Here is an 11,508-nt window from a genome sequence, read left to right as displayed (position 1 = left end):
CCAGGGCCAGGGCCCCGCCACCGCCCCACTGGAGCAGGCACTGGCCTGGGGACCCAAGGCCGGACACATCGTCACCGTCACCCCCGACATCATGCGACGCTGGGACCAGGCCGCCCGGGAACAACGGTTCAGCCGCTCCAGCTACTTCGTCGCCGCGTACGCCTCCGCACTGCGCGCCATCCACCAGCAGGACGACATCGGCCTGCTCATGATCGTGGCCCGGCGCGGCAGCCGCATCCTCGACTCCGCCTTCACCACCCGGATCAACTCGAACTGCGTCCGGGTCAGGTTCCGGCCAGAGACGGACCTGCTCCGGCACGTCCAGCAGACCGTCGACGAGCTGATGGCCGCCCAGGACATCCCCTTCTCGGAGACCGCCGCCGACCCGGCCGTCGGCCTGCCCGGCGAGGTGGTCGCCAGCATCCCCGGCTTCGCCTACCAGGACAACGTGGTCCTTCCGCTGGAACTGCCCGGCTGCCGGACCGAGGAGGTCGTCGAGCCGTACGCCCGGGAGGTGATGAGCGGTCTCACGGTCGAGGCGATCCCTCGGGACACCGACGCCCTGCTGCGCATCACCATCCGCACCGACCTGATCCCGTTCGCCCTCGCCGAGGAGCTGGGCGCCCACATGCTGCGCTTCCTCGAGACGGGCCCCGCCCCGGCCCGCGCCACCGACTGAGCCTGCATTCCGTCCTTCCCCCGCCGTGGGCGCGCCCACCCGTTGATGGATTTCGTGGACCCGGCCGTACCCCCGCGGGCGGCGCCGGTCCTGATCGGAGGTCGACCCATGTCCGTCGGGTTCGTCGGTGGTCGGGCGGGCGTCGCCGGGCCCGGCACCGGCTACGAGGTCCTCGACCTGATGGGCGACCTGCGACGGCCGCTGACGTGGCCGGCCCGGGCGGCGTCGGCGCTGCGGACGCTGGCGCCGCCCGACCTGGCTTGCCCGGAGCCGGCCGGTCTGGTGGTGCTGGCGGGCCTCGTCGGGGTGCTGGCCCGCTACACCGGCCAGGAGGAGGTCGCGCTCGGCCTCTCCGCGGGGGGATCGGTGGTGCGGGTCGGCGTGGCGGACGATCCGGGCTTCGGTGAGTTGGTGAGCCGGGTGGGTGTGGCGTGGAGCGCGCCGGTGGCGGGTGCGGGTGTGGTGGGTCCGGTGGCGGTGGACCTGGTCGACGGGCCGGTGGCCGACGTGGGCCCGGAGACCGTGGATGTCGACCTGGTGGTGACCGTGGCCTCGGACGGGTCCGGGCTGCGGGTGGACCACGCGGCGGAGGGCTTCTCCGCGGACTGGGTGCGGGGCCTGCTGGACCAGACCGTGACGCTGTCGTCTGCCGGCGTGCGGGAACCCGGGGTCCCGTTGTCCGGCCTGCCGTTGCTGGGCACCGCCGAGCGGGAACGGCTGCTCGCGTGGGGCCGGGGTCCGGTCCGCCCGGTGCCGGGTGAGCCGCTGCACGAACTGGTGCTCACGTGGGCGCGCCGGACGCCGGACGCGGTCGCGGGCGTCGCCGACGGCGAGGTCGTCACGTACGGGGAACTGGCACGCCGATCGGAGCTGCTGGCCCGCCACCTGCGCTCGGCCGGCGTCGGCGTCGGGGACGTGGTGTCGCTGGCGCTGGACCGCAGCATGTGGACCCTCGTCGCCACCCTGGCGGTGCTGCGGGCGGGGGCGGCGTACACGCCGATGGACGTGTCGTGGCCGGCGGAGCGGATGCGGATGCTGCTCGCGGACCACGGCGCCCGGGTCGTGCTCACCGTCGGCGAGGTCGCCCCGCGCGTCCCCCGCCCCGACGGCGTACGGGTGATCGCCCTGGACGACGACTGGCCCGCCGTGGAGGCGGCCGAAGCGGTCGAGCTACCGGTGGTGGACGCCTCCCGGCCAGCCTTCGTGATCTACACGTCGGGATCGACCGGGACGCCGAAGGGCGTCGTGCTGACCCACGACAAGCTGACGACCTTCGTCACCTGGATGCGCGACGAGTGCGCGGTCGGCCCGGACAGCCGGATGCTGCACTGCTGCGCCCCGGTCTTCGACGTGGCCCTGGGCGAGATCTACACCGCGCTGACCTCCGGCGCCCGCGTCGTGGTCTGCTCGCGGGACGATCTGCTCGACGCCCGCCGGTTGACGGAGCTGATCGCGAAGGAGCGGACCACCCACGCCTTCTGCCCGCCCACCAACCTCGCCGCCGTCGACCCGGCCGACTGCCCGAGCATGTCGTGCGTGACCCTCGCCGGGGAACCCGTCCCGCCGCGCATGGCCCACCGGTGGATGGCCGCCGGCACCCGCCTGATCAACGCCTACGGCCCCGCCGAGGCCTCCGTCGCCTGCACGTGGTTCGACGCGTCAGCGGGCTGGGACGGCGCGTACGTGCCGATCGGCTGGCCCATGCCCAACCGGCAGGTCCGCGTCGTCGACGCCAACCTCGGCCTCGTCCCCATGGGTGTCCCCGGGGAGATCCTCATCACCGGCGCCGGGGTCGCCGACAGCTACCTCAACCGCCCCGACCTGACCGCGCAACGGTTCGTCACCGACCCGTACGGCGGCGGGATCGCCTACCGCACCGGGGACCTGGGCCGGTGGAACGCCTCCGGGGCGCTGGAGATCCTCGCCCGGATGGACCACCAGGTCAAGGTCAACGGCATCCGCATCGAACTCGGCGAGATCGAAGCCGTCCTCGAACAGCATCCGGACGTCGGCACGGCCGTGGTCGTCCGCCGCGAGGACCGGGGCGTCGCCCGGCTGGTCGGCTACGTGACCGGCCGCGACGGCAGGAACCCGGCCGTGACCGAGCTGCGGGAGCACGCCGCGGCCGTGCTCCCCTCGTACATGGTCCCCGCCGTGATCATGGTCCTCGACCGGTTCCCCGTCGGCGGCACCGGGAAGATCGACAGGCGGGCCCTACCGGAGCCGGGCTCGCAGCGCCCGGACCTCGGCGTGGCCTACGTCGAGGCCGCGACCGACGAGGAACGACTGGTCACGGCCGTGTTCGCCGACGTGCTCGGCATCGACCCCGTCGGCACCGGGGACAGCTTCTTCGCCCTCGGCGGCACCTCCCTGCAATCCGCCGCCGTCGCCGCCGCCATCGACGAGGCCGCCGACGTCGTCGTACCCGTCTCGCAGATCCACCGCACGCCCACACCGCGCGGCCTGGCGCAGTGGCTCACCACCGCGCCGCGCCGTTCCACGGCCGAGCCGGAACCGCCCGTCACCGGCCGCCCCGGCCCGGCCGGGCCCGTCCCGCTGACCCTGTCGGTCGGCAAGTTCGTCTGGCTCCCCTTCGACCTGGTCTGCCCGACCACCTGGTGGATCGAGGGCGAGCTGGACCTCCGCGCGCTGATGGCGGCGCTCGGCGACGTGCACCGGCGGCACGAGGCGCTGTACGCCCGCTACCGGCGGGTGGACCCGCCCGTGGCCGTCGTCCCGCCGAACCCGGGCATGCCCGCACTCCGGTTGCTCACCGACGCCACCAGCGAACAGGAGGCCCTCGACCAGCTCGCCGAAGCGGTGCAGCAGCCGCTCGACTACACCCAGGGCCGCAACTGGCGGGCCGCCCTGATCCGCGAGCGATCGACCGGCCGGATCCTGTTCGGCATCGGCATCCACCACATCGCCTTCGACGGGTGGTCCCACGCGCTGCTCGTGCGGGACCTCGGCCACGCCTACACCGCCCGCCTGGCCGGCCGGGCGCCCGGGTGGGACCGCCCCGCACCCACGCTGCGCCAGTTTTATGACGAGCACACCCGCCTGCGGGCCGCCACCGACCTCGACGCGCAGCGCGACTACTGGCGCGCGCAGTTGCGCGGGCTCGCCCGCCAGGGCGAGGGCCGGCCCCAGTCGCTCCTGGAGCAGACCCCGACCTGGGGCCCCCGGACCGGGCACATCGTCGCCGTCTCCCCCGAGGTGCTGGACCGCTGGGACCGGGCCGGCCGGGAACACCGGTTCAGCCGCTCCACCTACTTCGCCGCCGCCTACGCCTGGGCGCTGCGCGCCATCCACCAGCAGGACGACATCGCCCTGCTGATGATCGTCGCCCAGCGCGGCAGCCGGATCCTCGACTCCACCTTCACCAGCAGGATCAGCTCCAACTGCCTGCGGGTCCGGTTCGACGGGCCGGAGAAGGACCTGATCCGAGCAGTCCAGCGCACCGCGGACGGCCTGATGGCCGCCCAGGACGTCTCCTTCGTGGAGATGACCACCGACCCGGTCCTCGGGATGTCCCGCGAGGTGGCGAACAGCCTGCCCTCCTTCGCCTACCAGGACAACCTCGTCCTTCCCCTGGACCTGCCCGGCTGCCGGACCGAGGAGGTCGTCGAGCCGTACGCCCGGGAGTGGTCGGGATCCTGTGTCGCCGAGGTGCTTCCCGGCGACGGGGGCGCCCTCCTGCGCGTCACCATCCGCACCGACCTGGTCCCGGCGCCCGTCGCCGAGATGCTGGCGACCACCATGCTGCGCTTCCTGGAGGCCGGGCCCGAGGCCGCCGACGAGGCGCGCTGAGAGGTTCCGCGGCCGCCGCGACCGGCCGGGCAGGCAACCGGCGGCAGAGGCCGGACCGGGCGTGGCGGACGGCCGGGACAGGGTTCCCCGGTCGACGGCGGCCCGTCACGGGTCAGCGCCGGAAGCGTTGCCTCAGGTACTCGTGGATCGGCGCCAGGTCCCCGGCGGTGAACACGGTGGTGGCGTGGTTCTCCCGCTCGCCGTAGCGGTCGACGCTGTAGCGCAGCGGCTCGTGGTGACGCCGGACGACGTACCGCACGTCCGTGCCGAACGCCGCCGACTCGGCGGTGCCGACGAACTGCCGCAGCGGATGGCCGCTACGTTCCGCCTGTTCGAGGAGTTCGGTGGTGACCAGGGACAGGTCGGGCCCCTCCGAGATGATCCGCAGCGGCGGGTCCGGGCGCTCGGTGCGATACGCCCGGACGATCTCCGCGAGGTCGAGGGCCCGCAGCGCGGCGAGCTGTTCCTCGTCGGCCCAGCCCACCCGGAACACCACGCACGGCCAGCCCAGCGGGCGCGGGGCGGAACGGTTGCCGACCTCGGTCAGCAGGACCCGGGTGACGTCGGCCAGGTCGTCGGCGGCGTGCACCGGGTCGCCGAGCTTGGCCACCCGGTGGTCGCGCAGGTGCAGCTCGAACCGGCCGGCGCGTTCGGCGATCCGGTACGACTGCTGGTCGCGGGTGGCGACGAAGGGGTTGCCGTACAACTCCGCCGGCGGCCACCAGCCGCACTCGCGCAGCCAGTCGCCCGCGACGGGATCGAGTTCGTCGGCCGTGACCGCCCGCACGCTGCCGGGCGGATCGAGCCGGCTGGCGATGGCCCACAGCTCCTCGCAGGCGGCCTGCTCGCTGTCGAAGACGACCGGCTCCGGGCCGTGCGTGTCCGGGGGGAAGCGGGCGGGGCGGTGCGGGTCGCGGACGGTGACGGTGTACCGGCCGTCCTCGACCAGCAGGTTCCACGCGCCGTAGCAGACCGACGTCGACCCGCTCGCTGCGCGAGCCTGGGGGCGCAGCGTGTCGTAGTGCCCCGCGTACACCTGGAACGGGTCGTGGCCGGCGGCGCGCAGGCGCTGCTGCAACTCCAGAAAGTTCACCCGGTCATGGTGCGCCTGTCGCGCGCGCCGGGCGCAGGCGGGCGGCGCGCGGCGATGTGGCCCGCGCCGCCCGGTCAGCCCGGGCGGCGGGGCCCGCACCGGGCTCGGCGCTCTCGGCGCAGGGCGGCCGGGAAGGGGCCGGTGCGGGTCAGTGGACGAGGGCGGCGGGGCAGTGCGCGAGCAGGTCCGTCGGGGCGTGCAGGACCAGGTCGGGACCGGCGGCCAGCAGCGCGGCGACGTCCCCGCCGTGCCAGGTCGTGGCGACGGCGGTCGCCCCGGCGTCCCGGCCGCTGAGCAGGTCGATGACCGCGTCGCCGACCATCATCGCCTGCGCCGGCGGCACGTCGAGGTGACCGAGCGCCTGGAGCACGATGTCCGGCGCGGGCTTCGGGCGGGCCACCTCGTCGGAGCCGATCACCTGGTCGAACAGGCCCAGCACGCCGAGCGTGTCCAGCAGGGAGCGGGCCCGGGGGCCGCTCTTGCCGGTGGCGATCGCCATCCGGATCCCCCGAGAGTGCAGCGTCTCCAGCGTCTCCCGGACGCCGGGGAAGAGCGGCACCAGGTGGGCCATCCGGTAGCTCTCCCGGACGAACGGCTCCTCCATCTCCAGCGGCAGCCCCATCAGCCGCATGATGTCCGGGAAGTACCGGCCCATGTGCCGGTTGTACTCCTCGAACGGCGCCGGCCCGTCGCCCACCACCTCGGCGTACGCGATGCTGAACGCCTCGCGCATGACGGCTGAGCTGTCGACGATGACGCCGTCGAGGTCGAACACGACCGCGCGGATCGGGCCGCGGACCGGCGACTGCGGGGTCACCTCGACGGTGGACGATGGATGGCTCATGGCTGCTCCCGGAAGCGAGTGGGGCCGACGGTGGGTCTCACCGGTCGCGATGGCCCGCCAGCGCGTGCTGCCGCTCCGGCGCCGTGGGCCGGGCGGACTGGTAGATCCGTTCGATGATGTCGATGGTCCGGCGGGCCTCGGCGACGGCCGCGCCCCGGCCGGTCGGGTCGGCGAGCAGCCCCGGCAGGGCGTCGAGCTGGCGGTCGTACTCGGCGCCGATCGGCTCCTCGGGCAGCGGCAGCCGGACGGTCTCGCCGTCCCGGGTGCGGGTCAGCACCGGCGTGGGCTCCCGGTTGGGGCTGAAGCCGAACGTGCAGCGCAGCGTCGCCGACCCGGCGACGCCGTGCACGGTGACGGTGGTGCGGTCCAGCGACTCGTGCGAGGCCCAGCAGGCGTGCAGGGCGACCGAGGCCCCCTCGGCGGTGAGCAGGAAGCCCCGGGCGGTGTCCTCGACGTCGCCGGGGGCGCGGTCACCGGCGCCGGCGTCGCTGCGCCAGGCGGCGTGGGCGGCGCCGTCGTTGACGAAGTCGGCGGAGACGCTGCCGACGGCGTGGGCGATCCGGGTCGGGCCGAGCATCGGCAGCACGGTGTCGAGCAGGTGCCAGCCGAGGTCGACCAGCGCGCCGCCGCCGGAGAGGTCCCGGCGGGTGAACCAGCCGCCCGCGTCGGGCACGCCACGGGCGCGGACCCAGGCCACGTCGACGTGCCGGATCGGGCCCAGCTCGCCGGCCACCCCGGTCAGCGCCCGGATGTCGGCGCGGTAGCGGGCAGCGCTGCCGGCGAGCAGCACCGCGCCGCCGTCGCGCTCCGCGTCGGCCAGCAGGGTCGCCTCGGCGGAGGTGAGGCAGACGGGCTTCTCCAGGAACACCGGTACGCCCCGGCGCAGCAGCCGGGCGGCGACGGTGGCGTGCAGGTGGTTCGGTACGGCGACCACCACCAGGTCGACCGAGTCGGCCGGCAGCTCGTCGACGTCGGCGTACGCGAACGGGACGTGGTGGGTGTCGCGGACCCGGTCGCGTACGCCGGCCGCCGGATCGACCACGGCGGTGACCGCGTAGCCGGGGTGCACGGCGAGCCGGGGCAGCCAGATCTCCCGCCCGGCCCAGCCGAGGCCGGCCACCGCGACCCGCACCGGGCGGTCGGCCGCGGCGGCCGGGGGCCGGCCGGTCATCCGGCGAGGACGTCGGCGAGCACGGCGGCGATGTCGTGCATCTGCTGCTCGGTGCCGAGCAGCGTGCGGTGGTGCAGCCAGATGCAGTCGGAGTGGATCTGCTCGGTGTTCGGGCACCGGGCCGCGACCGCCTCGACCGACTCGTCGGGCGCGCCGGCCTTCCAGAAGCCCTCGCAGCGGTAGATCGCGCGGAACGCCACGAACGCGGGCACGCCCCGGGCGATGAGCGCGTCCACGACCTCGCGGCGGCGCGCGATGTCCATGCCGGGGACGCGGAACATCGCCATGTAGTGCGGGTTGCGGTCGGTACGGGGGTCGGTGGCCTGCGGGACGACGCCGGGGATCTCGGCGAGCAGGCTCGACAGCAGCGGCCAGCGCTGCTCGCGCACCGCGATCTGCCCGTCGAGGCGGGCCAGCTGGGCGCGCAGCACGGCGGCGGTGAACTCGCCCATCCGGTAGTTCGAGCCGGTGGTGCCGTGCAGGTAGTCCCGGTCGGTGCGGGGCCGGCCGCAGCTGTGCACGAGGAACGCCCGCTCGCGCAGCTCCTCGTCGGGGAAGAGCACCGCCCCGCCCTCGCCGGCGGTCATCAGCTTGCCGTTCTGGAAGCTGAACGCGGCCACCGAGCCGAGCGCCCCGGCCCGCTTGCCCTGCCACTGCGCGCCGTGGGCGTGCGCGGCGTCCTGGAGCAGCGCCACCCCGGCGTCGGCGGCGAGCTTGTCCAGCGCGTCCATGTCGGCGAACTGGCCGGCCATGTGCACCGGCATGATGACCTTGGTGCGCGGCGTGATCGCGGCCTCGACGGCGGCCGGGTCGACGCAGTAGGTGTCCAGGTCGACGTCGACCGGCACGGCGACCGCGCCGAGCCGCTGGGCGGCCAGCGAGGACGAGATGAACGTGAAGGCCGGCACGATGACCTCGGTGCCCGGCCCGACGCCGAGCACCTCCAGCGCCACCTCCAGCGCGTGCGTGCCGTTGGTGACGGCGAGCGCGTGCGGCGTGCCGTGGTACGCCCCGAACTCCGCTTCGAAGGAGTCGACCTCGCTGCCGCCCATCCGCCACCACTGGCCCTGCTCGAGGGCGCGGATCAGGCCGGCGCGCTCCTCGTCGCCGAACTGCGGCCACTCGGGGAACTCGGACACCGTCGAGGGCTGACCACTCATGACTTCCCACTTCCCAACTCGGGCAGACCAGGGGCTTCGCCGGACCATCGGGCGGGACGACCCGGGACCGCCGGTACGCGGTCCGGGCACACCGGGCGCCGGATGGCCGGTTCGAGGTAGGTGACGCATCCGTTGGAGCCGGCGGCGTCGCTTCGGCAGGGAGGACGGTAACCGAAGCGGACACGCGGTCACCGCCCCTAACAGCCCCTAGCCACCCCTTAGTCCGCCCGTGCCGCGGCCACCGCCGGTTCGCCCGACGCCGCGGGCGTAGTAAGACTGCGGTGGACCAGTCATCGGGCCTTGTCGGGACAGGGCCACGCCCCGCGAGGTGAAGCGTGTCGGACGTGCTGCTGCTGAACGGCCCGAACCTGGGCATCCTCGGCCGACGGGAGCCGGAAATCTACGGCACCGACACCCTGGAGGACATCGAACGGGCGGTCGGCGAGGAGGTCGCCGCCCGGGGCTGGCGGGTGGTGGCCGAGCAGCACGACTGCGAGGGCGCCCTGATCCGGGCGATCCAGGACAACTATGACACCGTCGGCGCCATCGTCAACCCGGGCGCGCTGATGATCGCCGGCTGGAGCCTGCGGGACGCCCTGGCCAACTATCCCCGGCCCTTCGTCGAGGTGCACCTGTCCAACGTCTGGGCCCGGGAGAGCTTCCGGCACGACTCGGTGATCGCCCCGCTGGCCAGCGGCGTCATCGTCGGGCTCGGGTCGCTGGGCTACCGGCTGGCCGCCCGCGCCCTCGTCGCGACCGTCCGGTGACGACCCGGTGCCGCGGCGTCCGGCTCCATCGACGTCGATGCGGCAGCGGTACGGTCGTCCGCACGTTCCGACTCTCCCCGAAGGACATCACGTGCACATTCCCATCCTCGTCCTGACCCTCATCCTCGCCGCGGTGTTCCTGGGCACCGCCGTGCCGAAGCTCACCGGGCAGACGCAGATGCGCGAGCGGATGGACCACCTCGGCGTGTCGCCGGGCCTGACGCGCCTGCTCGGGGTGCTGGAACTCGCCGCGGTCGCCGGGCTGCTGCTCGGTCTGCTCTGGCCGCCGCTGGGCATCGCGGCGGCGATCGGCCTCGCCCTGCAGATGGTGGGCGCGGTGGTCTACCACGCCCGCGCGAAGGACCCGGCCGCGATGACCCTGACGCCGGTGATCTTCGCCCTGGCCGCCCTGGCGCTCGTGTTCCTGCACGTGCGGCAGGGCTGAGGCCGCGCGTGTCCGGTCCGCAGCGCGGCGACGGCGTGCTGGGCGTCGACGTCGGCGGCACCAAGGTGGCGCTGCGCGCGGAGGCGGCCGGGCGACCGGCGTACGAGCGGACCTTCCGCTGGCCGCGCGGCGCCGACCCGGCCGCGGACCTGGCCGCGCTGGCCGCCGAGGTGGACCGGCTGCGCGACGCGTGGGGCCCGGTGGGCGCGGTCGGGGTGGCGATGCCGGCGACCACGGACCCGGCGGGCACCGTCACGACCTGGCCCGGGCGGCCCGGTTGGGCGGGGCTGGACCTCGCCGGCGCGCTGCGCCGCCTCTTCCCTCAGGTGGCGACCGCCGTCGCCGACGACGGTGACCTCGCCGCGCTGGCCGAGGCCCGGCACGCCGGCCACGACGACGTGGTCTACCTGGGCGTCGGCACCGGGATCGGCGGCGGCGTGGTGCTGGCGGGGCGGTCGGTGCCCGGCCGGTCCTCCGCCGAGATCGGGCACATGGTCGTCGCCCTCGACGGCGAGCGCTGCGACTGCGGCCGGCGCGGCTGCCTCCAGTCGGTCGCGTCCGGCCCCGCCACCCTGCGCCGGGCGGCCGCCGGCCGCGGCGGCGAGGTGAGCTTCGACGACCTGCGGGCGGGGCTCGACGAGCGCCGGCCGTGGGCGGTGGCGGCGGTCGACGCGAGCTGCCGGGCGCTGGCCGCGGCGGTGGTCAGCCTCGGCGAGCTGCTGGACCCGGCGTTGGCGATCGTCGGCGGCGGGTTCGCCGCCGGCCTGCCGGGCCTGGTGCCGCTCGTCGCCGAACAGGCCCGGTCCGCCGGCCGGCCGGGGCGGCCGGCGCCACCCGTACGGGCCGCCGCCCTCGGCGCGTTGTCGTCCCTGCACGGCGCGGTGGAGCTGGCCCGTGACCTGGCCGGCACGCCGGCCCCCGTGCGTTCAGTACCCACCGCGTAGAGGAGATCAGCATGGTCAGGATCGGTGTCATCGTCGGCAGCACGCGGCCCGGCCGCAAGGCCGACGCCGTGGCCCGCTGGGTGCGGGAGGTCGCCGCCAAGCGGGGCGACGCCACGGTCGAGCTGGTCGACATCGCCGACTACGACCTGCCGCACTTCGACGAGATGCTGCCGCCGTCGATGGCGCCGTCGAGGCGCCCCGCCGTACGCCGCTGGGCGTCGACCGTCGCCGGGTTCGACGGCTTCGTCTTCGTCACCCCGGAGTACAACCACTCCATCCCGGGCGCGCTGAAGGACGCCGTCGACTTCCTGTTCCAGGAGTGGCAGCACGCGTCAGCCGGCCTCGTCAGCTACGGCGTGCACGGCGGCACCCGGGCGGCGGAGCACCTGCGGCTGGTGCTCGGGCAGGTCGGGGTGGCCGACGTCCGGTCCCAGGTGGCGCTCTCCCTGACGACCGACTTCGTCAACTTCCGCGACTTCCGGCCGGCGGCGCACCACGAGCAGGCCCTCGGCACCATGCTCGACGAGGTGGTCGCCTGGGCCGGCGCGCTGCGGACGCTTCGCCGGCGCTGACGCACCGGCGCCGGGGCGGCCGG

At 74.8% G+C, this 11,508-nt stretch carries 9 protein-coding genes and 1 pseudogene; 6 read left to right on the top strand and 4 right to left on the bottom strand.

Translation table 11 applies throughout. From position 1 onward, the window contains the following. Window positions 1–679: pseudogene (locus AB0G08_RS26965) on the top strand (non-ribosomal peptide synthetase); the annotation flags it as partial. A 108-nt stretch (window positions 680–787) separates the two neighbouring features. Further along, complete coding sequence (locus tag AB0G08_RS26960; protein WP_358092750.1) at window positions 788–4,489, top strand: amino acid adenylation domain-containing protein; 3,702 nt, start codon at window positions 788–790, stop codon at window positions 4,487–4,489. A 112-nt stretch (window positions 4,490–4,601) separates the two neighbouring features. Here AB0G08_RS26960 and AB0G08_RS26955 read toward each other — a convergent pair whose 3' ends face one another. From AB0G08_RS26955 to AB0G08_RS26940, 4 genes are all read right to left on the bottom strand, one after another. Continuing rightward, window positions 4,602–5,582, bottom strand: a complete 981-nt coding sequence (locus tag AB0G08_RS26955) for a hypothetical protein (protein WP_358092747.1) — start codon at window positions 5,580–5,582, stop codon at window positions 4,602–4,604. A 148-nt stretch (window positions 5,583–5,730) separates the two neighbouring features. Further along, complete coding sequence (locus AB0G08_RS26950; RefSeq protein ID WP_357871063.1) at window positions 5,731–6,426, bottom strand: HAD-IA family hydrolase; 696 nt, start codon at window positions 6,424–6,426, stop codon at window positions 5,731–5,733. 37 nt (window positions 6,427–6,463) lie between these two features. Next, window positions 6,464–7,597 carry a Gfo/Idh/MocA family oxidoreductase gene (locus tag AB0G08_RS26945; protein WP_358092745.1) on the bottom strand — a complete coding sequence of 378 codons (1,134 nt, stop codon included), beginning with the start codon at window positions 7,595–7,597 and terminating at the stop codon, window positions 6,464–6,466. Next, window positions 7,594–8,757 carry a DegT/DnrJ/EryC1/StrS family aminotransferase gene (locus tag AB0G08_RS26940; RefSeq protein ID WP_358092742.1) on the bottom strand — a complete coding sequence of 388 codons (1,164 nt, stop codon included), beginning with the start codon at window positions 8,755–8,757 and terminating at the stop codon, window positions 7,594–7,596. The genes AB0G08_RS26945 and AB0G08_RS26940 overlap by 4 nt, the downstream gene beginning before the upstream one ends. A gap of 335 nt (window positions 8,758–9,092) precedes the next feature. Between AB0G08_RS26940 and AB0G08_RS26935 the strand changes: the two genes are divergently transcribed. The 4 genes from AB0G08_RS26935 to AB0G08_RS26920 all read left to right on the top strand — a co-directional run bounded on the left by AB0G08_RS26935 (window position 9,093) and on the right by AB0G08_RS26920 (window position 11,485). Then, entirely contained in the window at window positions 9,093–9,524 is a 432-nt protein-coding gene (locus AB0G08_RS26935) for a type II 3-dehydroquinate dehydratase (RefSeq protein ID WP_358092739.1), read from the top strand. A gap of 91 nt (window positions 9,525–9,615) precedes the next feature. Next, the gene (locus tag AB0G08_RS26930) at window positions 9,616–9,969 is read left to right on the top strand and encodes a DoxX family protein (RefSeq protein ID WP_358092736.1); all 354 of its coding nucleotides are present in this window, start codon (window positions 9,616–9,618) and stop codon (window positions 9,967–9,969) included. A gap of 8 nt (window positions 9,970–9,977) precedes the next feature. Beyond that, window positions 9,978–10,913, top strand: a complete 936-nt coding sequence (locus AB0G08_RS26925; RefSeq protein WP_358092733.1) for an ROK family protein — start codon at window positions 9,978–9,980, stop codon at window positions 10,911–10,913. Between the two features lie 11 nt (window positions 10,914–10,924). Then, complete coding sequence (locus AB0G08_RS26920; protein ID WP_358092730.1) at window positions 10,925–11,485, top strand: NAD(P)H-dependent oxidoreductase; 561 nt, start codon at window positions 10,925–10,927, stop codon at window positions 11,483–11,485. Window positions 11,486–11,508: the final 23 nt, after the last annotated feature.

This window comes from Micromonospora sp. NPDC023644 (genome assembly GCF_040640115.1).
In the GTDB taxonomy this organism is placed as follows: domain Bacteria; phylum Actinomycetota; class Actinomycetes; order Mycobacteriales; family Micromonosporaceae; genus Micromonospora.
This window is presented reverse-complemented; position numbering and strand designations above follow the sequence as displayed.